Raw genomic sequence first — 26,621 nt, 5'->3', positions numbered from 1 at the left:
TTCGGGCGGTTTTTTTATTTCCGTATATTTGTACTTCAAAATTTTGAAATGAATCACCTCAGAAGTGTTTCATTTGCTCATGATTTGTTACAGCTAGTATTATAGCGGAAAAATAAAAATAATTACATGAATATTAAAGATATAATAGAGGAAAAACTTTCGGAGGTCATTTTGAATGTATATCAATTGAAAGATATCAACCTTGAAGTTCAGGAAAATAAAACTGAATATGAGGGAGATTTTACAATTGTCACTTTTCCATTGGTAAAGCAGTTGAAAAAAAATCCTGAAAGTATCGGAGTAGAATTGGGAGAATCACTTACTGCACAGACCGACTTGTTTGAAAGCTTTAACGTTATTAAAGGATTTTTGAACGTAAAGGTTAAAAACCAATTCTTTGTAGATCAGTTCAAATCAATAAGTGAAGACTTTTCAAATATTGATAAGAAAAATGCTACAGTTATGGTAGAATATTCTTCGCCAAACACCAATAAACCTCTTCACCTGGGGCATATCAGAAATAATTTGTTAGGGTTTTCTGTGGCCCAGATTTTAAAGGAGGCCGGATATGATGTGATCAAGTCGCAGATCATTAATGACAGGGGAATCCATATTTGTAAATCAATGCTGGCTTGGGAAAAATTTGGAAATGGAGAAACTCCTGAGACCACTCATACCAAGGGAGATAAGTTCGTTGGAAACTATTATGTAGAATTTGATAAAAACTATAAAAAAGAAATCTCTGATCTTGTAGAACAGGGAATAGGAGAGGATCAGGCTAAAAAAGAAGCTCCTTTGATGAAAGAAGCTCAAAAAATGTTGCAGGATTGGGAAAATGGTGATGAGAAGGTAAGAAGTTTATGGGCAGAAATGAACAGCTGGGTTTATAAAGGTTTTAATGAAACCTATAAAAGATTGGGAGTTGATTTTGACCAGGTTCAATACGAAAGCAATACTTATATTTTAGGTAAAGATCTTATTCAGGAAGGACTTGATAAAGGGATTTTGTATCAGAAAGAAGACGGATCGGTTTGGTGTGACTTGACGGATGAGGGATTGGATCAAAAGCTTTTATTGCGTTCGGATGGAACATCAGTTTATATGACTCAGGATTTGGGAACCGCAGTAGAACGATTCAAGCAGAATGATATTCAGAAACTAATTTATACTGTAGGGAATGAGCAGGATTATCACTTCCAGGTGTTGTTCAAGATATTGAAAAAACTGGGTTATGTGTGGGCTGATCAGCTGTTCCACTTATCATATGGAATGGTGGAACTTCCGGAAGGAAAAATGAAATCCCGTGAAGGAACTGTAGTGGATGCTGATGATCTGATGCAGGAAATGTACGAAACAGCTAAATCAAAGGCTCAGGAATTAGGAAAACTTGAAACGCTTTCGGATCAAGAAAAAGAATCTTCTTATGAAACTGTTGGGTTAGGTGCATTGAAGTATTTTATGCTTAAAGTAGATCCAAAGAAAAAAATGCTATTTAATCCGGCGGATAGTGTTGATTTCAATGGAAACACGGGACCATTCATTCAGTATACATATGCCCGTATTCAGTCCTTATTGTCAAAAGCTAACTATGAATATAAAGAAGCTCCTGCAGTAGAGCTGAATGAATTTGAAAAAGAGCTAATCATGTTACTGGCGAATTATAAAACTATTGTAGAAAGAGCTGCCGAGGCATTAAGTCCTGCTCTTGTCGCTAATTATGTTTACGATTTGGTAAAATCTTATAATTCATTTTATCAGAATCAAAGTACACCGATTGTAAAACTTGAAGAAGGAGATTTAAAACAAACCCGTTTAAATTTATCTGATCTGACGGCAAAAACTATAAAAAAATCTTTAGGGTTACTGGGAATAGGAACCGTAAACAGAATGTAAAATATAAGCCTTCCGGATTCGGGAGGCTTTTTTATTAAGTTTGTTGGTTTTGTTTTGATACATCTCTGTGACTGTCTTCATATAATTTTGCATCACTCCATTTGGCATGTTTGGAAGGAACAATTTTATAGCCTTTTTTGTAAGAGTATACTTTAGTGAATTCAGCTCCGAAAAATATCAACATACAGGAATAATTAATCCACATCATAATAAGGATCACGGTTCCTGCCGTTCCAAAGGTCGAAGTCGGTTTGAAATTACTGAAGTACAGGCTTAATAAAAATTTACCCAATGTAAATAAAATAGTTGTTAAAATTGCACCTTTCCATACGGGTTTCCAGCTGATCTGTACATCCGGGAGAAATTTGAACATCAAAGCAAATAGAAGCATAACGAGTGCAAAGCCAACGGCAAAATTGACCAGTTCAACCAGCATATACGTCTCGAACCCGAAATAATTGGTGATCCATGTATTAAAAAGGCTAATCGCTGATGAAAGAATCATCGTGATCATTAATAAAAATCCAAGAATAAGGATCATTCCAAGTGAGTTCGCTCTATCAAGAAGGAATTTGATCAATGCTTTTTTGGGCGCTGATTGAACATCCCAAAGAGTGTTTAACGAATGTTGCAGCTGAAAAAATAAAGTAGTAGAACCAAAAACCAAAGAACCGATCCCCACTGCTTTCATAAAAATATTCTGCTTATCGATCAATGCTCCGGCAATCATATTTTCTACACTTTTAGCAACATCTTCCCCCATTAATCCGCTGATTTGAGTACTGATCTGCCCGCGGATGGCTTCTTCACCAAAAAAGTTTCCGGCTATCCAGATAATAATAATTAATAGTCCCGGGATTGAAAAAATAGCGTAATAAGCTAAGCTTGCCGAATCCCTTGATGCGGTTGAACTATTCCATTCACTAAACGTTTCTTTTAAAACTTCCCAGAAAAATTTTATATTATTGATCATATTAAAATGGATATCCGATTGCTATATTTAATACAAGATTATCTTTTCTCCAGCTGCTGTCCCCGAAATTAATTCTGTTAAAAGTCCATCGGTCCCCCTTTTCATAATAAGGAACACGTATCGGCATTGCTAAATCGAGCCTTAGAATTAAAATAGAGAAATCAAGTCTTAGGCCAACTCCTGCACCTACAGCTATTTCGCTTAAAAAATCTTTGGAGAATTTTCCTCCTGGTCTCTGATTTTTTTTGTCATTAATTAACCACACATTTCCCGCGTCTACAAATGCTGCAACATTTAGAAACTTATAAAGATTAGCCCGATACTCAGCATTCATCTCCAGTTTAATATCCCCAGACTGATCGAATGCAAAATTCGAGTTTAAATTCCTTGGATCATAACTACCAGGACCTAGAGTTCTCGCCCTAAATGCTCTGATACTGTTACTTCCTCCCACAAAAAACTGTCTGGAAAATGGAATTTCCTGTGAGTTTCCGTAAGGATAGGCTATACCTGCAATAATTCTTGATGCAAAATTGGTTTTCTCGGAGAACTTGTGATAGAATCTAAAATCATTTTCCATCTTTACATATTGGCTGAATGGCACACCGAAGATTTCTTTTTGCTTACCCTTTTTAGCATTAGCTCCGGTAACTAAACCTGTAATGTTTCCCGCCAAATCTAGCGTACCTTTATAGTAGATAGTATTGGCTTTTGGCAACATTGTATTAGTATAAGTGTAAGAGTAGGTAGGACCAAAAATAAGTTGTTTTTCAACCACTCTTTTTAAATAAGGATAATTGTCACTCTCTGTGTTATATAATTCAGTGACATTGGCAGGGGAAACCAACGTAATATCAATCACTTTCAGATCATGTTCTTTGCGAGCATTTTCCTTCCATACATAGCCGAAAGATGCTGTAAAGTTGTTCAATGTGTAATATTGCGTACGGTTCTGGAATTCATATCCTAAACTGATATTTGTTCTTGGAACAAAAGCACTCGAAGAATTAAAGCGGAAAGGAGCGACAATTCTAGGAATTGACAACTGTACATTGGCTCCCGCCCGATACATATTCTTAGCTTCGGATTGCCCTCCCATCTGTACATCAAATGCTCCGTATACAGATGCTTTGAATTGTTCAGCACCTTTGAAAAAATTTCTGTGGGTCCAGTTTAAGTTGAGCTCACTACCCGCGTAGCTTGCTGAATTGGTTCTCCCTAAAGCCTCAAGGCGTAAAGATTGTACTTCCCGAGGTGTTAACAGGTAATATGCATCAAATTTGTGTTGCAAAGAATCCGAAACGATAAACTCATTTTTCACAAACTTAAAAACCCCTAAACTAATCAGCCTGTTTAATGAAAGGTTATGATTTGTCCGGTTATAAAGATCTCCTTTTTTAAAATATAATGCTCTGTCAAAGATCTTAGGTTTGAATTTATGCTGCGGATCTATAACGTAGATATCATCATAAACATATTTTGATAGTGAATCCGGATTCATAGGGACACTGTATTTTCCTTGCTTTACATCCTGAAGATTATAATTGGGGAATACAATAACCTTATCGATACCGAACTGTTGTGTTGCAAGTTCAGGTGTATCATCTTTTAATTTTACATTAAGCTCAACCTTATGATTTTTGGCTACTGTACTGTCTGCCTGAACAATAATATTATCAGGATGAAAATAATAAAATCCTTTTTCCTTCAATCCGTTATCAATCCTGTCACGTTCCGACTTAATAACACCAAGATCGAATGGGTTTCCACTTTTCAGTAAGCTTTTATCTTTTAAATTTTGAATTTCGCGATTAACCAGAGTAGAATCTTTTTGAAATTTTACGTTGCTGATCAGATATTGGGCTCCTGGTTTTAACGTATAAATGACTTTTGCTTTCTTGTTCTTGGAAATGGTATCATAAGTGGCTTTAGCATTAAAATATCCTTTATTCTCTGAGTAATTAACAATAATGTCTTTATTGAATTCACGGTCAACGTCTCCTAATAATACAGGTTTCTCACCCACCTTATATTTAAGCCAGTAATTGAATCCTTTTTCTTTTTTAGGTTCTCTGGCAATATTATAAAAATATAACCTAGGTCGTAGACCCAGAATGGTTGAATTAGGTTTGGGAACCAGATTTTCTTCCAAAGCGGCCTGAAGTTCTTTTTTCTCTTTTTTGGAGATGGTATCATTTTCAATTTTTACTTCACCACGGGTGTATAGCATTTGTCCTTCCTTCAGAAACTTTGTATTGCTACACGAAAATGAAATGGCAGCGAATCCCGATGCACATAAAGATGTAAGATATATTTTGAATGTATTTCCCATTTATTTAAACTCTACCACTTGGTTATTTTTATTTTCTTTTTTTGGTTTGTCCTGTTTTGATTTCCTGAAAATATCCCGGAATCGGTCATAATCCAATGTAATAATAAAACCGACACCTGTTTCAATAATTTGTCCTTGCAGGGCTACCTGATATTCATCTTTACGATAAGCCCTCAGCATATATCTGCCATCTTTGGAAAGACTGTAATCCACAGTAACATTTCCTGCGATATTGGTTGTGTTCTCATTTTGTCTGGCATCACCTTCCAGGCCAAAATTGCTTCCCACCGTTACTTTAAGACGATCGTTTAGTAGCTTTTTACTAATATCTACGTTGAGGTCGGTTCTTGTATTTTTCTGCCCGGTAGAATAATCTTCGGAAGATTCCAGCCCAAAATTCAGATCAACTCCTTTAATAAGTCCTGAAGCCAGGTTATTCAGTTGCTGCGAAAGGATTTTACTTACACTTTGTCTTGCCATTGCTTCCGCAGACATTCCTGCGCTGCTTTGGAATGGATTCTCTCCAATAAAACGGTTCAATAATAACAAAGCGAAGACCTGTTTATTCATTTCCGATTCCTGGGTTCTGAGCTGGGTAAGTTTCTGATCAACTGCATCAGTTACAGTAGATGAAACAGCATTATTTTTCTTATCTGTAGTGATGTCAAATGTAATCTGTGGTTTCAGTAATTCACCTTTCATTTTTAACAACGTATTGAAAGGAATTCTTTGTTTGAATTGATTCAATGTAGCAGCATCGCCCGTGAATTGTTGCTCAACTAGGTCAATCGGAGCCGTTTCGGTTTTATAAATGGCCGTAATATCCATAATGGCTGCAGTAGGCTCTCCTGTCCAGGTAATGGTACTCCCTTTCTGAATATCAAATTTTCTCTTAAGTACACTTACAGAAAGCTCATAAGATCCTTTTTCCACCTGATAAACACCCACAAGGGTAGTTTTTCCGGATGGATCAATGCCTCCGGTGAGTTCCGCCTCTCCCTGCAGTTTTACAAAATCACCATTGGCCTTATCAATAACAATTGACATTTTTGCTTCTTTACTTACTTCGATATTGACACTTACATCCATGCCTTTAATGCGGCTCTGAGCTTTCAAAGAGTCAGCTTTGATTGTTTTGTTTAAAACCACCTGATCCTGATCTACAAACTCCACGATTCCATCTCTTTCCTGCAATGACGGGCTGGATTGAGGAAGGACAAATGTAAAATCAGTATTATCCGCCACGGCTAATCTTCCATCTACTTTCGGAAGATCCAGATTACCACGGATATGCAGTCCTGCGTCGATAGCAAGAATCCCGTACATCATGGCATCATTGGATTTTTCAGAACTTACAACCTTAAAATCTTTAGCGTTTACATCAAGATTGAAGCCGAAGTCTCTATAGGTTTGTGTAAGGACCTGCCCGTCTACGACAAGTGCATTTCCATCCTTATCATTCACTTTAAATTGATTGAACTCAATTCCACGGCTGGTAAAATCGATCTCATCATTCAGTTTTCTGAAATCACTTCCCGTCTTTGCTATCTCAAGCCCAACATTATTAAATTTTACCTTACCGAGGATATTAGGCTTATCCGTACTTCCTGTAATCTTAAGATTTCCGGAAAGGTATCCTTCCGTATTGGTAATGGCATTCATTGAGAAGCCTTGGGCACTTTTCATCTGAAGCTTATTGATAGCCATGTCTAAATCAAATGTGCTTGATGATGTATTATAATCTCCAATGATCTTTACATCATTATCATTGCCTGATAATGCGATATTGGCATTTAAAAGCTTAGGTGAAGTACTGTTAACCTTTACAGCAAGGTTCCCGATTGGATTTCCAAATACATAAAGATCAGAAACGTTGAGGTCTGAGGTAAATGTCATGTCCTTTGTAAGATCCCTTAACTGAGCTGTACCGTTGATCGTTCCCTTCGCCAGTAGAGAATCCTTTTTAACGATCTCTGTGATTGTTTCTATCTTGAAATCCTTTAATGAAATATTTAAAGGGCTGTTAGGAGATGTGCTTTCGGACTGAAGGGAAATTTCGCTTCCCGTGTTGGAAAGTCTGAAGTTATCTGCTACAATTCCTTTGCTACTGATCTGTATTTTATTTCCTTCCGCAACGGTCCAGTCATTATAATTTAATTTGAGGCCGTTTGGATTTAACGAGATTTCTGTAATGTCATTCAGTGATTTGGCATTTCCGGCTATCAGGAATTGCGTCACATCTTTCTGATCTTTGGTCGTGATGTTATAATTAATAGTGTTGTCAGAAATATCTCCGCCAATATTTATTTTATTTAAAGCAAAACTTGAGCTTTTCAATCCGGCAACATTCAAATTATATTGCAGGGCTTCGTTTTCATTCGTTACTTTAAGTGAGGCATTTTCAATGGAGTTTTCACCATATAGTAATTGAGGAATTTGTCCGTCGATTTCAATTTTATGGGAGTCAGCATTATAATTTCCAGCTAAATTGATTGTTTCAAAACTTTTAAGATCCGGAACAAACTTTCTGATCAGATCATCATTTTTAATTTTTGCATTAAAGGTAAAATATTGCCCTGCATCGATCTTTTGAGATTTATCAGGTTTCTGAAACTGGTAATACTGGTTAATGGTCTGAGCCAAAGATCCGAAGATCTGCGTTAACCTGTATTTTCCTTTGAGCTCGACATCAGCAATCTGAGAATTGAGGACAATGCTTGTTGAATCATTTGCCGAACTTGCTTTCAGCGTTACTTCCTGAACAGGATAAACTTCTTTGGTATCCGAGAACGCGAAATTTTGGAGATTCAGATAACCATTAAGATGATCCGGATCCAGATTCGTAAAGTCACCCTCTATTTTTCCACCGATAATCATTTGTTTATCGTAGAAGCCTAGTTTATTGAGATCTACTTTGATAATATTTCCATTAACCTTTACCGTAGGATTTTTTTCATTATATATTCCAGAGGCTGTTAATTTCAGGTTGGCATTAGGATCATTAGAATCCAATAGGATATTATAAGCTCCATTATCAATTTTTCCGGTCAGGTTCATATCTCGGTACTGGTATCCTTTGTAGGTTGCTGAAGCAACATGTCCTTTAAGATCTGCTTTTGCTTTTTTGAAGTCAAAACTTTCTCCTTTTGCAGAGATTTGTGCTGTAACCGAGCCAATGTCCTTATTCTGTATAATTTTTCCCACCTGTATTCCCTGCAAATTAGCCTTTACATCATAGAGTTCCTGATTTTTTCTGCGCATATCCACCTTGGCAATAACTGCAGCATTTCCGAGAGTGGAATACAGGTTGAGGTTGGTATCAACCATCTTCGTGGTTCCTTTCGCTGCCCCTTTGATGCTGAAATTTGATGGAAGGGAAATATTTGATGGAATAGTATTTTTAGGTACCAGGTTAAAGATTGTTTTTGCAGAAGATGACAGTTCGCCAATTTTCAGATCATAATATAACTGATCGGGATTCATGGCGTTTTTAATTCTTCCTGATGCCGAAACCCTTAGTTGATCAAGCCCTGATAATTTAAAATTCTGGATCAGCAGATCATTTACATTTCCTTTTACATTTGCATTAACTGCAAGTATTGCATTAGGATATTTATTAAACGGAACCGTTGTCCTTAAAGTTGGAACCAGATTTAAAATATCGGCAAATCCTACTTTGGAATCTTTAATGTTAGCTGATATTTTTACTGCGCCTAGGTTTGAACTGAGTTGTTCGATTGAATTATACTCCAAAACAACCTCATCCCTTAGAATTGTTTTTGAAGTCTGCAAATAAAGGTCTTTCAGATAGGCCTGTCTTTCACCATATACAAAATCTGTATTGAATTTCTGTATATCCAGCCCACGACTTTCCTTAATTTCCGCAGAGCTTACAGTTCCTGCAAACGTATTGTTTTCCATCTTGAAACTACGGACCTCCACATTCATTTTTGAAAAATTAAGATGGTTAAAATCCATTCCCTGCTTTGTAGGAGTAATCGCGGTATTATTGTATGCTACTTTCACATCGTTCAAAACCATCTTCCCCAAAAGTATTTTCATTGCTTTTTCAGCATTCGCAGAAGGCTTAGGCTCTTCTTTTGAGTTTTTGGGATTGGCGTTTTGAGCCGGCAGATAAAGATTGGCATTAATATCTGCTCCGGAAAGAAACAGATTGGCTACGTTGTAAGAGTTGTTATCAAGATCCAGCTTATTGACCTTAGTACTTAATTCTTTAAATACAATTTTTGCAAAGGTTTTGGTATTGTCATCCCCATAATCTATATCAAAATTTGTCAGCTTAATTCCTCTTAATCCAATACTCATTGATTTTTTCTGGTTAAGAGAATCTACTTTCTTTTCAACTTTTTTTGAAACCTCTTCTACAATATCCTGCTTTAATTTGAGCTTCAGTCCATCGAGGTTGATATCATTAACGGCGTAGCTATTTTTATTTAAATCAAAAGTTTTTACCCTGGTGTCAAAAGATTTAAAATATAATTTAATATCGTTTCGGGATTGCTGGTCATTAAAAGTAACTCCGATATCTTTTAATTTGATTTTATCCAATGAAATAATAAACGGTTTCGAAGGACTTTCTTCTTTATCAGAAGTGGCAAAGGCATCGATAATATAATCAAAATTGAATTTTCCGTCTTTTTTTCTTACCACGTTGGCCTGTACCCCTTCAAGATCAACAGAAGTAATATCTGCTGTAGAATTAATAAGTTTAAGCATGTTCAGGCCTACATCGAGTTTCTTTACAGCAAGAAGTGTATCAATATTCTGCCCCTTTAAATAAAGATTTTCCATAACCAGGCTGTTAGGGAAACCTATATAGACCCTTTCAAGGCTTACTTTTGTTTTGATTTTTTTCTCAAGATAAACAATAAGTTTGTCTTTGATGAAGTTTTGAACTGCCGGAAGTCTCAAGCTTAAAATAAGTAAGGTAAGAAATACCAATATCGATATAATGGTAATGGCAGTGCGTCTTAGGAGTTTTCTTTTATTGATTTTCAGTTTCAAATGTGATAGGGTTTAGAACAAAGATAATTAATACTATTTAAAAAATTACCTGGTGTGGTACCCTCTGGAGAATGCAAAAATCCTGCCTTGGCTGCCATTTATGGAATTTTAGTTGTGTCGAAGTGAAGTGAATAATTGAGACAACAGCCAAAGCAAGGATTGATTTTTTTCTTTAAAAAAGCCCCCTTTTGTTTATTTTCAAGTATGAAAAAGGTATCGAAAATAATATAATGTTAGTTAGTTTTCAAAAGGGGGCGAGACATAGTTGAAAAGTTTAGTTTATATTTTTACTGATTATTATTCTCCCATTTTACTTCTTCACCTTGGGATGCAGCGCCACCCTGAGTAACAGTAATGGGTGTGGTTTCCTGATTGATGTGATAAACATAAGCGGCAATTTTTTCAGCATCCCTTCCGGTAATTGTCCCTTCTTTAATAAATGGCCTCATAGCTGGATTGTTCGGTGAACCATTCTCAAGCATCCAGAAAACATTTTTAAACAGGCTTTTTTCTTTAATATTGATCCAGTATGTATCCGTTAAATTGGGACCAATACCTCCTCTGCCACCATCACCATGGCAGGTTACACAATTGGTTTTAAAAAGTTGCTCACCTTCTGCGATGTTATCAGCGCTGTATTTTGCTGTTTCCAGATTAATGGTGGGAGCATTTTTTTCGTATTCTTCAATGGAAGCCAGCATTACTTTAGTCTCTTTATCATATTCTGCATCCGGATGTGCATAATCAGTAAAGGCGAAAGCCAGCATATAAACAGCACAGAAAATAATTCCGAAATAAAATAGTCCGATCCACCATTTGGGTAATGAATTATCCAGTTCCGTAATTCCGTCGAAACCATGATCGATGAGAATGTCTTTTTCCTCAGTTTGTGATTGCTTTTTAAAAGCAGAATTCCAGAGTTTCTGAAAATAAGGAGTACTTTTATCCCTAAGGTATTCTTGTTTTTCATACGAACTCAATCTGCTGAATTTTTCATTTTCCACCAGATCTCCAATCGAGTTCATGATCAAAAGGAGAATGGTGGCAATCAGTAATAATGCCCAGAAGAATGGGGAACTGAAATAACCGGAATCGTGAGCAAACATTTCGAATGCCATAACTGTTAATGCTACGGTTACAATGATGTATATAGAAATGGGTGTCCGTGTTTTCATTTTTACATGTATTTAATAATTAATCCGCACTTGCTGTTTTAATGTCCGTGGTTTTAATATCAGTACCTAATCTCTGGAGATAGGCTATCATTGCTATAATTTCTCTCTGTTCAAGCGGGATAAAGGCAGAGCCTTTTGCTGCTTTATCTTTCTGAACCTGGTCTCTTACGTCTGTTGCCTCCGAATAAATTCTTTTTACAATAGCCTGGGACTGATGATCTGCCCATTGGTTTGCCGAATCTATTTCCGCTTTTGTGTAAGGGATGTCAAAAGTATTTTTCATCAGTTCCATCTTGCTGATCATTTCAGAGCGGTCAAGTTTGTTGGTGATCAGCCATGGAAAACGAGGCATAATGGATCCTGCAGATGTAATTCTTGGATTGTACATATGTTTGAAATGCCATGAGTCAGGGTTTCGGCTTCCCTCCCGGTGGAGATCAGGTCCTGTTCTTTTTGAACCCCATAAAAACGGTCTGTCATACACGAACTCACCTGCTTTAGAGTATTGCCCGTTTTTACCGTCAAATCTCATTACCTCATCACGGAAAGGCCTGATCATTTGGGAATGACATGAATTACATCCCTCACGGATATAGAGATCCCTACCTTCCAGCTCCAAAGGAGAATAAGGTTTTACTGCCGTAATCTGTGGTAAATTGCTCTTAATGGTAAGGGTAGGGACTATTTCTACCAATCCGCCAACTGAAATTACAATGAAAGCCAATATAGAAAGTAATTTTGGTGTTCTTTCAAGCCAAAGGTGAGCGCCTTCAACTTCCTTTCTCTGGCTTCCGATATTTGCTAAAGCAGGAGCTTCTGCAGGAACTTCTCTTTGGAATGATCCGGCCTTAATGGTCTTAATAACATTCACAACCATTAATATGGCGCCGGAAAGGTAAAGGATACCTCCAATAAATCTCATTTTGAAATAAGGAATGATTGCAGTTACCGTATCCAGCCAGTTCTTCCACAATAGGGTTCCGTCCGGGTTGAATTGTTTCCACATCAAACCTTGAGTAAATCCTGAAATATACATTGGTACTGCATAGAAAATAATTCCTAAAGTCCCCAGCCAGAAGTGCCAGTTAGCCAGTTTTTTAGACCAGAGTTCCGTTCTCCACATAATTGGAATCAGATAATAAATAACTCCAAATGCCATAAAACCATTCCATCCCAATGCACCTAAATGTACGTGCCCGATTACCCAGTCCGTGTAATGTCCGATTTTATTTAAAGATTTTGTGGCTAAAAGCGGTCCTTCAAATGTTGCCATTCCGTAACAGGTCACAGCGACTACAAAGAACTTAAGGATAGGATTTTCTCTTACTTTATCCCATGCTCCTCTTAAAGTAAGAAGACCGTTAAGCATTCCTCCCCATGACGGAGCGATAAGCATGATAGAGAACCCGGTTCCTACTGCCTGTGCCCATGCAGGAAGTGCCGTATACTGAAGGTGGTGAGGACCTGCCCACAGGTAGACAAATATCAGAGACCAGAAATGGATAATAGACAGTTTATATGAGAATACAGGACGGTTAGCAGCCTTAGGCATGAAATAATACATCAGTCCTAAAACCGGAGTTGTTAATACGAATGCTACTGCATTGTGACCATACCACCACTGGACAAGGGCATCTTTTACTCCTGAATATACAGAATAAGATTTCCAGCTTGTGAAAGATAACGGAACTTCTAAGTTATTAAAAATATGAAGCATGGCAACAGCAATCCATGTAGCAATATAAAACCAGATGGCTACATAAAGGTGTCGTACCCGTCTTTTGGCAATGGTTCCAAACATATTGAACCCAAAAATGATCCATGAGAAAGCAATTAATATATCAATTGGCCATTCGTGTTCCGCATATTCTTTTGAAGTATTGATTCCCATCAGGAATGTAATAACCACACTGATAATCATAATCTGCCAAGACCAGAAATGGATCCACGAAAGTGTATCGCTATACATTCTGGTTTTTAGTAAACGCTGCATACTGTAATAGGCACCACAGAAAAATGAATTACATACAAAGGCAAAAATTACGGCACTCGTATGCAGCATCCGTATTCTTCCGAATCCCATTGCTCCCTGTGTATTGATCAGCCCCTGGATATTGCCGCTTCGTAAACTCTGAATCGTTGTGTCATCGGTTCCGAATAAAAATTCAGGTAGCTCAGGGTAGAAAAGCATTAGTGCTGCCGTAAGTCCCAGTAAAAAACCGACCAGACCAAATGCGATAGTAGCATAGAGAAATGCTCTGACAATGGTATTGTCATAATTAAATTTTTGCGTCTCCATAATTCCAATAGTTGTTGTAGAGAAAAATATTTATCATTAATAAGTGATCAGCTCTTATTTGTGAAGCTAAATTCCATTAAGAAATAAATATCATGTAACGTGTATAATGTTTTGCCAAAGGTATTTATTAACTTTGTTAGAGGCTAGTAGATATCCTTCTAAACTATACCAAAAACTACTAAAACAAATACAATGAAAGTATGCGGTCAGAACATCAGGAAAATCAGACGAACTAAAGATTTGACACAGGAGTATATGGCTTTTGAAATGGGGATTTCACAAAAGGCTTATTCGGATATTGAGAATTCTAAAGTGAAGATCAATCTGGATATCTTAAATAAAATCTCGCAGATTCTGGAAATTAAGCCTTCGGATATCTGCAGCATTTCACATAAATGCGGAATGGATGATTATGAAGACAAATACCAGTCTCTTTTGGAATATATGAAAAAGAATAATATTTCGGTTCCGGAAGAATATCTGTAAGAAAACAGAGTATTTTACTTTTTAATTCTTTAAAACTGAATGATTTGAATGTTCATGCTGCTTTATAGAAGCAAATTTCTTAAAGTTTTATATATTTAGGGCTTAATTCATTGTATGAACAACGAACAAAAAACCGGACCTAATGATGGGAATCTGGTTAGGGGATTAACCAACAGACATATTCAATTAATTGCTCTCGGTGGAGCTATAGGTACCGGTCTCTTTCTCGGTATTGGTCCTGCAGCTGTTTTAGCCGGCCCTTCCGTTATCTTAGGGTATGCATTAGCAGGGATCATTGCATTTTTTATTATGCGCCAACTTGGTGAAATGGTAGTTCAGGAACCTGTGTCCGGAAGCTTTAGTCATTTTGCATACAAATATTGGGGAAATTTTCCGGGGTTTGCTTCAGGCTGGAACTATTGGATTCTCTATATTCTGGTGAGTATGGCAGAACTTACAGCCATCGGACACTATATCCATTTTTGGTGGCCTGAAATTCCGCTCTGGGTTTCCAGTTTGTTCTTTTTTATCGTCATTAATGCGTTAAACCTTGCCTCTGTAAAAGTGTACGGAGAAACTGAATTCTGGTTTTCTATTATAAAGGTAGTTGCAATTATAGGAATGATTGTTTTTGGTATTTACTTATTGATTAGTGGTACCGGAGGAGATAAGGCAAGTATTTCAAATCTGTGGAATGACGGAGGATTTTTTCCAAAAGGTTTTTTTAATAAAACAGAAAATGGATATTCCGGACTTTTTGCGGCAATGGCCATGATCATGTTTTCCTTTGGAGGATTGGAATTAATTGGAATTACTGCTGCAGAAGCTAAAAGTCCGGAAAAAACGATTCCTAAAGCTACCAATCAGGTTATTTACAGAATTTTAATTTTTTATGTGGGGGCATTGGTTATTCTCTTTTCACTAAGTCCATGGAGAGAAATTACAGAAGGAACAAGCCCGTTTGTCATGGTTTTCCAAAATCTGAATGGATTTGAATTTACCATCTTTGGAAAAGTAATACACTTTAATGTTCTCATAGCAAATATTCTTAATCTGATTGTTTTAACCGCAGCTTTATCAGTTTATAACAGCAGTGTTTACAGTAACAGCAGAATGCTTTTTGGATTAGCTCAACAAGGAAATGCACCCAAATTTCTTACAAAATTAAATAAGAATAGTGTGCCTACCAATGCAATCCTTGTTTCCTCATGTTTTGCTGGGATCTGTATTATCATCAACAAGCTGGTTCCGGAAAAAGCATTTGAATATCTGATGGCCTTAGTAGTTTCCACTCTTATCATCAACTGGCTCATGATATGTTACACCCATTTAAAATTTAGAACTGAGAAAAATAAATCAGGAACAAAAACCAAATTTCCTTCTATATTTTATCCTGTATCGAATTACATATGCATCTTTTTCCTGTTGGCTATTTTAGTTTTAATGAGCATTACAGGAATGGAGATCCAGGTTATCCTGATCCCGGTGTGGTTGATTTTCCTCTTCATACTGTTTAAATTGTACAAGCCTAAAAACAGCTAGCTTTTTTACAGAAAATAATATAAAAAAGGATGGATATTTATCTGTCCTTTTTTGTGAAGATGTTTTTACTAAATTCATAGGGTTATTAATTCATATGTGGCTGGCATTTTGTATAAATTGAAAAACCCATTTGAATTTATAAAATACATTCATGCATAATCATTTTGGTGAAATACAAAAGATTGTAGACCTCATTGAGGAAAACTTTGACAGAGAGATCACGGCTTATGAAATAGAGAGCATGTCTCATTATTCCTATAGGAATTTCCAAAGGATCTTTTTTAGGATTTTTAATGAAACCATTTCCGGATTTCAAAAACGGCTCCGCCTTGAGAATGCTTATAAAAAGCTAATATATACAACCGATACAATTTCTGACATTGCCTGGCAAATTGGTTATTTTAATATTCAATCCTTTTCTAAAGCTTTTAAACAACAATATCATATTTCACCGGCAGTAGCCAGGAAAAATAAACAGGAAATGTTTAGTCAGTTTATTGGTAATACCCAAGGAAATCTGCCACATGAAATAAGATATAAAGATCCGGTTTCTGTATACTGTAGGTTTATTAAAGCTATGGATTATAATAATCAGGAAATTAATGATCTGTGGGAAAGTATTGAGAATGAAAATGAAATTTCTGGTTCTGCCTATGGGATTATTCGGGATCAGCCCCTTATTACGAGCGTACCTCACTGCAGATACGGAGCAGGTATAACACATATTTCTTCCGGGATATCAGGATTTCAAAAGAAAGAAATTTTTGGAGGCAAGTATATCAAATTTACCCATTACGGAAGCTTTGATAGTATTCTGGAAACGTACAGGATTTTTTATAGATTTTGGCTGACGGAGTCTTTGTTTATGCTGGATAATTCCGATGTTATAGAAGAATATACACAGTCCCCAACAGGAGAAATTATTACACACATTTATTTTCCGTTGTATTCATGAGGTTGTCCTTTTAGGACAATTTTTTGTTTTTTAACGATATAATTTTGCAGTCATCAATAACAAAGATGATTTATAAGTAAAGACTTTAGAAAACAATAATGATGAAAAAAATAGTATTTCCCGTAGCTTTTCTGTTTTCATATGGAGCAACAGCTCAAATTTCAGTACAAGGTTATGCAGGTATCAAGGAAACAGAAGTTTTAGGGATTTTTGATAAGGATTTTAAGACAAAATGGAATTATTTCGCTTCAGGTACAGTTTCCTACGAATATGAGTCAAAGAAATGGAATGCAGAGTTATATCAGAATCTTAATTATTATATAGGAAGAAACTGGGGAATTTCAGGGGGAGTTCATGTATCTGCTGAAGATGTAATGCCTTCGCTTGGATTTGCCTTTATTAAAGAGAAAGGAGATTTTGGAATTAATTTATATCCGGCGCTGACTTATTCTTTCGATGGGAAAGAAATGGGATTCGGGCTTTATACATTAATGGAATATACACCCAGGATTAATGAGCGGTTTAGCCTGTATAGTATGTTGATTATAGATTCTGATTTTAGCATTATGGAGCATCAGATGAGTAATCAGGTCATCAGATTGGGAATAGAAACCCAAAAGAAGATGCAGTTCGGAATCGGAAGTACCGTTTCTCAGACCGGAAATAATTTTGAAACCACAATTGACTTTGGAATATTTATAGGAAAGAAATTTTAATAATATGAATAATAAATTTTTTGCATTTTTTTTAACATTAAACTCAGTGTTTTGTATGTCACAAACGTATTATTTCCCGGAAGAGTCATCCCTTCACGAAGGAACATGGCTACAGTGGCCACATCATCACCAGCATGGTAAGGCTTACAGGGAAAGGGTCGAGCAGACATGGATTGATATGACCAAAGCTTTACAGGTTAATGAGAAGGTCCATATTATTGCTTATGATGAGGTAGAGAAGAAAAGGATTTTACATATTTTAGAGGAGAATGCCATACCGATGAAAAATATTGATTTTAAGATCTATCCTACAGATGATGTATGGATCAGGGATAATGGACCTATTTTCGTGAAAGATAATAAAAGACACCTCCTGATCGAAGATTGGGGATTTAATGGTTGGGGAGAAAAGTTTGATTTTGAAAATTGTGATGAAATTCCACAACGTATCGGAAAAGACATCGGGGCAAAGGTTATAGATCTGAATGAAGAAATGGTAAATGAGGGAGGTGCAATAGAAACTGATGGAGATGGGGTTTTAATGGCATGTAAAAGTTCCGTGATCAGCCAGAAAAAAGGTTCGGTAAGGACAAAAGGGATAACACAGCAGGAGGCTGAGGAAATGTTTAAAACCTATTATGGAGTATCAAAGGTGATTTGGTTGGATGGCGTTACAGGACTGGATGTTACTGATATGCACATTGATGGATTTATGAAGTTTATAGACAAGGATACCATGATTACGATGGATGAAGAGGATCTTGCAGAAATGGGGCTGTCGGATAAAGATATCAATACATTGTATACTGCCACAAACGTGGAGGGAAAAGAATATAAAAAAGTTTATGTGCCTGCTACAAAAAACAAGGTGAAAACAGCTTATGATAAACAACTGGATGAAAAGGGCTCGTATGTAAACTATTACGTGGCCAATAAAATTGTTCTCGTTCCAAATTATGGTGACCCCAATGATAAAGTAGCAAACAAAATTATTCAGGATCAGTATCCTACTAGAAAAGTGATTGGAATTGATGTTAGAAACCTATATGAAAATGGTGGGATGGTACATTGTGTAACCCAACAACAACCTGCCGGAGAATTGGCTAAATAATGATAATAATATTAAATAAATACCCCTGATCTATTAGATCAGGGGTATTTATTTAAAGTCTCTTTGTGCTTTTCAGACAATATTAAGTGGTAAATTAAAATTTATCTAAGAGTATGGCTGTTTGATGGATATGTTACGTTTGTTATCCAAAAATTTTGATCAATAATAGAAAAACAAAAGCCACTCTTTTTAAGAGTGGCTTGTAGACCCACAGGGATTCGAACCCCAGATGACTGAACCAAAATCAGTAGTGTTACCGCTACACCATGGGTCTGTGTTATTTTTTGTGGTGCAAATTTATAAATTTTTTCTTGATACACAAAAATCTGGCATAAAAAAATCATTTTAATACATCCTGAAATAATAAGTAGTTGTGTACTAGTATTTTATTAATGGGATTTTAAACATATATAATAAAAAAACCACTCTTAAGAAAGAGTGGTTGTAGACCCACAGGGATTCGAACCCCAGATGACTGAACCAAAATCAGTAGTGTTACCGCTACACCATGGGTCTGTGTTGTTTTTAGTGGTGCAAATTTAAAGCTTTTTTCTCTACATACAAGAACTTTTTAAACTTTTTTTTACATTTACATCACATTTTATTTGCGGAAAACATGGTGATAGATTTCAATAATCTCAAAATTAATAACTTATATCCACATACGGAATTCGAAAAAAAAGTCATTCTTTTTTTGGAAAAATGGACTTCCGGTTCGGAAACAGTTGATGTCCAAACTTCAGGATCAACAGGAGCGCCTAAAGTTTTTGAAATTGAAAAAAGGAAAATGATGAATTCAGCAGTGATGACGTGTAACTTTTTACAGTTAAAAGAAGGAGATACGGCTTTGCTCTGTTTACCTGTAGAATATATCTCAGGTAAGATGATGGTAGTTCGCTCCTTTGAGAGAAAGATGAAGCTGCTTGTGGAAGAACCATCTTTACAGCCACTTGAAGAAATTACTGCAGAAATAGATTTTTGTGCAATGACTCCTCTACAGGTGGAAAACACTGTGGATAAACTTCACCTTATAAAGAACCTGATCATTGGTGGAGCATCCGTCTCAGAGAGCCTGAAAAAAAGGATATCACACCTCAATACAAACATATTTGAAACCTATGGAATGTCAGAAACTTTATCCCATATTGCCTTAAAGCAACTGTCGCCAAAGGCTGAAGATTACTTTACCGCTTTTGAACATGTTGAAATCTCTAAAGATGATCGGGGATGTCTCCGGATATTTGCTCCGGATGTCAACAGTGAGGTCCTGCAAACTAATGACTTAGTTGAAATTAAAAATTATAATCAGTTCAGATTTTTAGGACGTATTGATAATGTAATTAATTCCGGAGGGGCTAAAATTTTTCCTGAAGAACTGGAAGGATTGGTCAAAAAAGAAATTGCAAACGAAGTTTTATTTTTAGGATTAAAAGATGAAATTTTAGGCCAGAGATTAGTATTGGTTATCGAAGGGCAACGTTCGGAAAAATTGATTGAGAGGATTTCACAAATACCATTTGAAAAAAACTTTCATAAACCTAAAGAAATTATTTTTGTGGACGAAGTACCGAGGACTCCGAATGGTAAGGTGAACCGGCTAGAATTAATGAAAATGCTGTCGTGAAATTTTTATCTATAACCCTTGTTTCAAAACCATGAAAGATTTTTCAAAAGAACTAAGCTATAGAACTTCCAGGAGCAGTGGAGCGGGAGGTCAGAATGTAAATAAGGTGGAAACATCTGTCACCGTACTTTGGAATGTAAACGGATCTGAGTTTTTTACTGAAGATGAAAAAGTTTTAATTCAAAATAAATTAAAAAACAGAATCAATGCAGAAGGCTTGATGTTTTTGACGGTTTCTGAGAGTAGAACTCAATTGATGAATAAAAATAAAGCAGTTGAAAAAATTATAGAAATTGTAAATAAAGCTTTAATAATTCCTAAGAAAAGACTCGCAACCAAACCTTCCAAAGGTCAAAAGCAGAAAAGGCTTGATAATAAAAAGAAACTCTCAGACAAAAAGGAAAACAGACGTTTTAAATTCTGATTGTGCACTTCGGAAAAAATGTTATTTTTGCCGAAATTTAAAACAAATGATAAAAAAAATTACACTTTTAGGGATGTTTTCGATTACTGCTATGTCCATGGCACAACAAAAATTTTCAATCATTCCATCCGTGGGATATGCATGGAGGGTAGCAAAAACTCCATCGAATATTTCAGGGGATACAAGAAACTACATTAAAGGGTTAAAAAGCGGGATGAATTTTGATGTTTCTGCTTATTATAACGTGAAGGGGAATATACATTTAGGATTAAAATATTCCAATTACAGTGCATCCAGTGATGGAAGAATTACCGTAAGAGATAATAATGGGCAAACTATTTCAGGATATGTTAGCACCAAAGACAATATCAATTTCTTTGGACCAGCATTTATGTATTCTAACTTTAACGATGAGTTTAAACATAAATTCTATTATGATGTTGCACTGGGAGCTATTACCTATACAACAAAAACCGGTAGCGTTAAAGGAACGGGGTCAAATTTGGGATTGGAAGCTAATTTTGCTTACCAATATGCAGTCTTGAATAACTTTTTTATTGGTCCTAAAATCGGTCTTACAGCCGGTACATTAAGCAAAATGACAATTAACGGAAGATCTTTTAAGCTGGAGGATGATCAAAAGGAAGGATTAACAAGACTTTCTCTGAGTGCTGCCGCTACATTCCGATTTTAAGTTTTATCTTTGCAAAAATCAAAATAAATGAACAAGCCAATTTCTGAATTTATAGAGAAATATTACCTGCACTTCAATGCAGCTGCATTGGTGGATGCATCAAAAGGTTATGTTGCGCATCTTAAAGATGGCGGAAAAATGATGATAACTTTAGCGGGAGCAATGTCTACTGCTGAATTAGGAAAGATTCTTGCTGAGATGATCCGTCAGGATAAAGTAGACTTTATTTCTTGTACCGGAGCAAACTTGGAAGAAGACTTAATGAACCTGGTTGCGCATTCTCATTATGAAAGAGTTCCGCATTACCGAGATCTTACGCCACAGGAAGAATGGGACTTATTGGAAAGAGGATTAAACAGAGTTACAGATACATGTATCCCTGAAGAAGAAGCATTCAGAAGGTTGCAGAAGCATATTGTGGAGATTTGGAAAGACGCTGACTCTAAAGGAGAAAGATACTTCCCACATGAATATATGTACAAAATGATCCTTTCTGGAGTTTTGGAGCAGTATTATGAGATTCCAAGAGAAAACTCATGGATGATTGCTGCTGCAGAAAAAAATCTTCCGATTGTTGTTCCGGGATGGGAAGATTCCACAATGGGAAATATTTTTGCATCCTACTGTATAAAAGGAGAGCTTAAAGCAACAACAATGAAATCAGGAATTGAATACATGATGTATCTTGCTGATTGGTATACTAAAAATTCAGGAGGGAAAGGTGTAGGATTCTTCCAGATTGGAGGAGGAATCGCAGGAGATTTCCCAATTTGTGTAGTACCGATGCTATATCAGGATATGGAGATGCATGATGTACCGTTTTGGTCTTATTTCTGCCAGATTTCCGATTCTACAACATCGTACGGTTCATATTCCGGAGCAGTTCCAAATGAAAAAATCACTTGGGGTAAACTGGATATTACAACACCTAAGTTCATCGTTGAAAGTGATGCAACGATCTGTGCACCATTAATGTTCTCCTATATTCTTGAGAATTCTTAAGATGAAATTTCCGGGATATCCTGGATCATAAAATAAGAAAAACGCTTCATATTATGGAGCGTTTTTTATTTTTTAGATGTTAAAAAAATTATTCTAAAATAGCTAAAATCATTAAAAGTTCCGAGGCTTCAGAAATTGATTGGTCATATCGGGCTTAACAAAATATAAAAGCTTTCCTTTTTATAGAATTTAATCCATAGAATTAATAAGCACAAAATAACGGTATGCAAGAATTCCTTTTTGTAACTTCGTTAATGAAGAAGGATCCTTATCGCTTAATTTGGGTAAGATCTTTTTATTGATCGCATTCAGAATGCGGAAAAATGATTTTTTCATAACTTTATAATTTTAATGAGAAACATCATTGAAATTATTATCATTCAAAAATGATGCAATTATTTTAACCAATATAAATGATCGTGTATGGACGAAATTTTTAAACAACAGGTTTATGAAATTACAAAGCTTATTCCCAAAGGGCGAGTATCTTCTTATGGAGCCATTGCAAAAGCAGTAGGATATCCCAATCATTCACGTCATGTTGGAAAGGCTATGGGTGGATGCCCAAAAGATGTTCCTGCCCATAGGGTAATTTCCAGTTCAGGAGTTTTATCTGTAAAAGAATTTCAGCCTAAGCTGGAAGCAGAGGGTATTGTGGTTGAAAATTTTAGAATTAAAAATTTCAAGAAACTTTTTTGGGATCCTTTAAGTGAATTGTAGAATTTACTTTCTTGCTTTCAGCGTTTTTATTTCTGCCTGTAATTTCTGGTTCTCGGCTTTTAATAAAGAAATATATTCCTGAAGGTTTTCAACAATGGAAAGTGGAATCGTATTGTTGTTATATTGATACACTCCCGATGCAGAACTGTCGTTAAATACTGGATGATCATTATTGACAACAATTTGGGCGTCATCTTCTTCATAAATGTCCTCCATAGTAACATCGAGGAAATTAGCAATCTTTTCCCATTCAGCCCTTACGATTTTTACATCTCCACTTTCTTTTCTGCTGTAATTGGAAACATCCGTAGCAATGATATCAGCAATTTGTTGCTGAGTATATCCCTTTTTCTTTCTGATTGATCGTAGCTTTTCTTTTTGCATCTCGCATTTTTATACAAATATGCAAAAAATCACACAAATTTGTATCTGTGTTGTACATGAAAAATGCAAAAAATCTGCAACAGGATTATGCATTTTGAATGTTTTGACTTTTATAGTTTTGGAGTACAACAAATAAAAAAACAACACAATGAGAAAAAAATTACTTATGGCAGGAGTGCTATTCCTGCTGATTTTTCAGGCATGTTCTTCAAACGAAGATTTATCAACGGGACAGAATTCCAGCACAAAGACAATTCAAAAAAATGTTTTAAGAACTGCGAGATCAGATTCCGGAACTTTATCAGATTATGTATCTACCCAGCTCAGCATTCAGTCGGAAATCAAGAATCTGTTGGATAATGAAAAAGACGCAGATTTTTCATTGATTCAGTCGGGAATTGATAGGGTTAAGACCGTAGAAGAACTTGAAAGTCTTTATAATTCTGCAAAAATTGGAAGAAGCAGGGAATTGATCTCTATGTATGAGAAAATGAATGATAATAGTTTAGCCTTCAGAGAATCTAATGCTGATTTTTATTCAAAATATACAGAAGAAGAAAGAACAAGGATGCTGACAAATGAGGTAGATTTGCAATTGAATTATGATGAAAGTACTCGTATGGCAAATGGAAAAGACTGTCAGGCAGGTTTTGTTAAAGCATCAAATAGATGTATGAGGAATTATGCAATAACAATGGGAGGAGCTGCTTTAGTAGGGATTTTTTCAGGAGGAACGGGGGCTGTAATTGGAGGAGCAGTAGCTACTACTAATATGATTGTGTGTAATTCAGATGCAGAAACAGATTATCGAGGTTGCGTAAGAGAGGGAGGGAAACCATAAAGATAGAATATGAAATTTAATAAGTATATTATAATAATAGTAATGATTATGTTAATACTTACTCCACTGTTTACAAGGGATAGTATATGGCGTATCATTTTTGAATGTATCTCTTTTATAATTTTCTTTATCCTTATTATGTCAGCCTGGAGGGAACGTAATAAAAATGCTGTTATTGCTTATACTTTTTTAATAGTTATTTCAACTATTCAATTATTTGATAAGGAAGATAGGTACTTTTTTGTTCAGGTAATTCTTTTGATGATAATGCTTGTTTTAGCAATCTTTAAATCGAACAGATCAGAAAATAAAAATGGTATAGAATAAGCGATCAAGGATGAAGCTTAGTTTTCTAAGAACTAACTAGGATTTAGACAAATATTATAGAATAGTCTTATAAGAAAAAGCGATACAGATGATCTGTATCGCTTTTGTTATTTTATTTTTCAAGCTGCTTGTAACTTCTTTGGATGAAATCTGTAAGATCTTTTCCTTTCAATAAATTCTGAGAAAGTTTTGCAAGATCTAAAGCGTATTTAATAAGGCTTGCTTTCTCTTCATGGTTTTCTGTTTTTAAGATTTGACCAGCGAATTCACTGTTAGAGTTTACTACCAGATTATACATTTCAGGGAAGCCTCCCATTCCAAACATTCCACCTCCGCCTGTTGCCTGCATATCTTTCATTCTTCGCATAAATTCAGGCTGTGTAATCGTAAAAGGAGCATCCGTACTGTCTAAGTCTTCCAGTTGAACCGTGAATTTTGCATCACTGATGGTTTCCTCTACATTCTTTTTCAATGATTCCTTTTCAGAATCATTAAGCTTGGAGATTACAGGTTCATCTTTTTTGATCAGATTGTTAACGTGATCCGCATCTACTCTTACAAATGAAACCTTTTCTTTAGTACTTTCCAGCTTTTGAATAAGGTGAGGTACAATAGGAGAATCTAAAAGAAGCACTTCGTACCCTTTATCTTTTGCAGACTGGATATAGCTATGTTGCTCATCTGCGTTGGAAGCATAAAGAATGATCAGGTTACCATCTTTATCAGTTTGTGCAGGTTTGATTTTTTCAGTCAATTCATTCCATAGGAAGTAAGTTCCATCAACTGTAGGATATAAAGAAAACTTATCGGATTTTTCATAGAATTTCTCTTCAGAGATCATTCCGTATTCAATTACGATCTTGATATCATTCCATTTTTTCTCATAGTCTTCACGGCTTTCATTGATAAGGGAAGCCATTTTATCTGCTACTTTTTTAGTAATATAAGAAGAAATCTTTTTTACAGCACCGTCAGCCTGCAGATAAGAACGTGAAACATTCAATGGAATATCAGGAGAATCAATGACACCACGAAGAAGCATTAAGAAGTCCGGAACAATTCCTTTTACTTCATCGGTAACAAATACCTGATTCTGATACAGCTGGATTTTATCTTTTTCAATATTCAGGTTGTTAGCCAGCTTTGGGAAAAATAATATCCCTGTCAGATTGAAAGGATAATCAACATTCAGGTGAATATTGAATAAGGGTTCTTCAAATTGCATTGGATACAATTCGTGGTAGAACTTTACATAATCCTCTTTCGTGAGATCAGTAGGAGCAATTGTCCATGCCGGATTCGGGTTGTTGATGATATTGTCCACTTCCTCTGTTTCAGCAACAGCATCTTCCGGAGCACCTTCCGGTAATGGGAGAGTGTGGGTCTTTGTTCCAAACTTAATCGGAACAGGCATGAATTTATTATATTTTAATAGTAACTCGCGGATTTTTGATTCCTCCAGAAATTCGGTTGAATCTTCTGCGATATGAAGGATAATTTCGGTTCCTCTTTCAGTTTTATCTGTAGTTTCTTCAAGTGTAAATTCAGGGCTTCCGTCACATATCCAACGAACAGCAGGTTCATCTCGGTAAGATTTTGTAAGAATCTCTACCTTCTCAGCAACCATGAAAGCAGAGTAGAATCCAAGACCGAAATGTCCGATAATTCCTGAATCTTTTGCACTGTCTTTATATTTTTCCAAGAATTCTTCGGCACCTGAAAAAGCCACCTGATTAATATACTTTTCGACTTCTTCGGCCGTCATTCCTATCCCCTGATCAATAATATGAAGAGTCTTTTCTTCCTTATTGATTTTTACTTCAAGTTTAGGATTTCCATATTCCACCTTAGCTTCACCAATGCTTGTTAAGTGTTTTAATTTTAGAGTAGCATCAGTGGCATTGGAAATTAATTCTCTTAAAAATATTTCGTGATCACTGTAAAGAAATTTCTTGATAAGTGGAAAAATATTTTCCACAGAAACATTAATATTTCCTTTAGTCATAATAATTTAGTTTTGATTTGCATAATTCTTCTCAAAAAAAATACCATGAGGAAGAAAGTGACAGAATGACACTCTTGAACTTATAATGAAACA

20 protein-coding genes and 2 tRNA genes are annotated in these 26,621 nt (G+C 35.8%); 12 read left to right on the top strand and 10 right to left on the bottom strand.

The window, feature by feature from the left end; genetic code table 11:
• The first annotated feature begins 126 nt into the window (after positions 1-126).
• Positions 127-1,893 carry an arginine--tRNA ligase gene (argS, locus tag ACNFU2_RS10755; protein ID WP_418124880.1) on the top strand — a complete coding sequence of 589 codons (1,767 nt, stop codon included), beginning with the start codon at positions 127-129 and terminating at the stop codon, positions 1,891-1,893.
• A 34-nt stretch (positions 1,894-1,927) separates the two neighbouring features.
• On the opposite strand, the gene ACNFU2_RS10750 is transcribed toward argS, so the two are convergent.
• The 5 genes from ACNFU2_RS10750 to ccoN form a co-directional block, all read right to left on the bottom strand.
• A complete protein-coding gene (locus ACNFU2_RS10750) occupies positions 1,928-2,866 on the bottom strand; it encodes a YihY/virulence factor BrkB family protein (protein ID WP_172280484.1) in 939 nt (312 codons plus the stop codon).
• 1 nt (position 2,867) lies between these two features.
• A complete protein-coding gene (locus ACNFU2_RS10745; protein WP_273649446.1) occupies positions 2,868-5,198 on the bottom strand; it encodes a BamA/TamA family outer membrane protein in 2,331 nt (776 codons plus the stop codon).
• Complete coding sequence (locus tag ACNFU2_RS10740) at positions 5,199-10,223, bottom strand: translocation/assembly module TamB domain-containing protein (protein WP_306614138.1); 5,025 nt, start codon at positions 10,221-10,223, stop codon at positions 5,199-5,201. It lies immediately after the preceding gene.
• Positions 10,224-10,510: 287 nt separating this feature from the next.
• Positions 10,511-11,398: a cbb3-type cytochrome c oxidase N-terminal domain-containing protein gene (locus ACNFU2_RS10735; protein ID WP_273649443.1), complete on the bottom strand. Its 888-nt coding sequence runs from the start codon at positions 11,396-11,398 to the stop codon at positions 10,511-10,513.
• 19 nt (positions 11,399-11,417) lie between these two features.
• Positions 11,418-13,697: a cytochrome-c oxidase, cbb3-type subunit I gene (ccoN, locus tag ACNFU2_RS10730; protein WP_418124876.1), complete on the bottom strand. Its 2,280-nt coding sequence runs from the start codon at positions 13,695-13,697 to the stop codon at positions 11,418-11,420.
• A gap of 192 nt (positions 13,698-13,889) precedes the next feature.
• Between ccoN and ACNFU2_RS10725 the strand changes: the two genes are divergently transcribed.
• The 5 genes from ACNFU2_RS10725 to ACNFU2_RS10705 all read left to right on the top strand — a co-directional run bounded on the left by ACNFU2_RS10725 (position 13,890) and on the right by ACNFU2_RS10705 (position 18,507).
• Positions 13,890-14,183 carry a helix-turn-helix domain-containing protein gene (locus ACNFU2_RS10725; protein WP_172280476.1) on the top strand — a complete coding sequence of 98 codons (294 nt, stop codon included), beginning with the start codon at positions 13,890-13,892 and terminating at the stop codon, positions 14,181-14,183.
• A gap of 114 nt (positions 14,184-14,297) precedes the next feature.
• Positions 14,298-15,725, top strand: a complete 1,428-nt coding sequence (locus tag ACNFU2_RS10720; RefSeq protein ID WP_273649440.1) for an amino acid permease — start codon at positions 14,298-14,300, stop codon at positions 15,723-15,725.
• A gap of 151 nt (positions 15,726-15,876) precedes the next feature.
• Positions 15,877-16,680, top strand: a complete 804-nt coding sequence (locus ACNFU2_RS10715; protein ID WP_273649439.1) for an AraC family transcriptional regulator — start codon at positions 15,877-15,879, stop codon at positions 16,678-16,680.
• Between the two features lie 101 nt (positions 16,681-16,781).
• Positions 16,782-17,396 (top strand): hypothetical protein, encoded by a 615-nt coding sequence (locus ACNFU2_RS10710; protein ID WP_418124874.1) that lies wholly within the window; start codon positions 16,782-16,784, stop codon positions 17,394-17,396.
• 55 nt (positions 17,397-17,451) lie between these two features.
• Complete coding sequence (locus tag ACNFU2_RS10705; RefSeq protein WP_418124872.1) at positions 17,452-18,507, top strand: agmatine deiminase family protein; 1,056 nt, start codon at positions 17,452-17,454, stop codon at positions 18,505-18,507.
• Between the two features lie 203 nt (positions 18,508-18,710).
• Here the strand turns inward: ACNFU2_RS10705 and ACNFU2_RS10700 are convergent.
• Positions 18,711-18,781, bottom strand: a tRNA-Gln gene (locus ACNFU2_RS10700).
• Between the two features lie 171 nt (positions 18,782-18,952).
• A tRNA-Gln gene (locus tag ACNFU2_RS10695) sits at positions 18,953-19,023 on the bottom strand.
• A 100-nt stretch (positions 19,024-19,123) separates the two neighbouring features.
• Here ACNFU2_RS10695 and ACNFU2_RS10690 point away from each other — a divergent pair.
• The 4 genes from ACNFU2_RS10690 to ACNFU2_RS10675 are packed head-to-tail and all read left to right on the top strand — an operon-like array spanning position 19,124 to position 22,251.
• Positions 19,124-20,131, top strand: a complete 1,008-nt coding sequence (locus tag ACNFU2_RS10690; protein ID WP_418124870.1) for an AMP-binding protein — start codon at positions 19,124-19,126, stop codon at positions 20,129-20,131.
• Positions 20,132-20,162: 31 nt separating this feature from the next.
• A complete protein-coding gene (gene arfB, locus ACNFU2_RS10685; protein ID WP_273649431.1) occupies positions 20,163-20,555 on the top strand; it encodes an alternative ribosome rescue aminoacyl-tRNA hydrolase ArfB in 393 nt (130 codons plus the stop codon).
• Positions 20,556-20,601: 46 nt separating this feature from the next.
• Positions 20,602-21,249 carry a hypothetical protein gene (locus ACNFU2_RS10680; RefSeq protein ID WP_273649429.1) on the top strand — a complete coding sequence of 216 codons (648 nt, stop codon included), beginning with the start codon at positions 20,602-20,604 and terminating at the stop codon, positions 21,247-21,249.
• 27 nt (positions 21,250-21,276) lie between these two features.
• Positions 21,277-22,251: a deoxyhypusine synthase family protein gene (locus ACNFU2_RS10675; protein ID WP_273649427.1), complete on the top strand. Its 975-nt coding sequence runs from the start codon at positions 21,277-21,279 to the stop codon at positions 22,249-22,251.
• 189 nt (positions 22,252-22,440) lie between these two features.
• On the opposite strand, the gene ACNFU2_RS10670 is transcribed toward ACNFU2_RS10675, so the two are convergent.
• Positions 22,441-22,587 (bottom strand): hypothetical protein, encoded by a 147-nt coding sequence (locus ACNFU2_RS10670; RefSeq protein ID WP_172280458.1) that lies wholly within the window; start codon positions 22,585-22,587, stop codon positions 22,441-22,443.
• 87 nt (positions 22,588-22,674) lie between these two features.
• On the opposite strand from ACNFU2_RS10670, the gene ACNFU2_RS10665 reads away from it, so the two are divergent.
• The gene (locus ACNFU2_RS10665; protein WP_172280456.1) at positions 22,675-22,971 is read left to right on the top strand and encodes an MGMT family protein; all 297 of its coding nucleotides are present in this window, start codon (positions 22,675-22,677) and stop codon (positions 22,969-22,971) included.
• A gap of 3 nt (positions 22,972-22,974) precedes the next feature.
• Here the strand turns inward: ACNFU2_RS10665 and ACNFU2_RS10660 are convergent, their stop codons facing one another.
• On the bottom strand, positions 22,975-23,355 hold the full coding sequence (locus ACNFU2_RS10660; protein ID WP_172280454.1) for a helix-turn-helix transcriptional regulator: 381 nt from the start codon (positions 23,353-23,355) through the stop codon (positions 22,975-22,977).
• Positions 23,356-23,503: 148 nt separating this feature from the next.
• Here ACNFU2_RS10660 and ACNFU2_RS10655 point away from each other — a divergent pair, with 148 nt between their 5' ends.
• Complete coding sequence (locus ACNFU2_RS10655) at positions 23,504-24,196, top strand: hypothetical protein (protein ID WP_273649423.1); 693 nt, start codon at positions 23,504-23,506, stop codon at positions 24,194-24,196.
• Positions 24,197-24,635: 439 nt separating this feature from the next.
• On the opposite strand, the gene htpG is transcribed toward ACNFU2_RS10655, so the two are convergent.
• The gene (gene htpG, locus ACNFU2_RS10650) at positions 24,636-26,528 is read right to left on the bottom strand and encodes a molecular chaperone HtpG (RefSeq protein WP_273649422.1); all 1,893 of its coding nucleotides are present in this window, start codon (positions 26,526-26,528) and stop codon (positions 24,636-24,638) included.
• Between the last annotated feature and the right edge of the window lie 93 nt (positions 26,529-26,621).

The sequence above is a fragment of the Chryseobacterium sp. PTM-20240506 genome, from assembly GCF_048296755.1.
GTDB classification, from domain to species: domain Bacteria; phylum Bacteroidota; class Bacteroidia; order Flavobacteriales; family Weeksellaceae; genus Chryseobacterium; species Chryseobacterium proteolyticum.
This window is presented reverse-complemented; position numbering and strand designations above follow the sequence as displayed.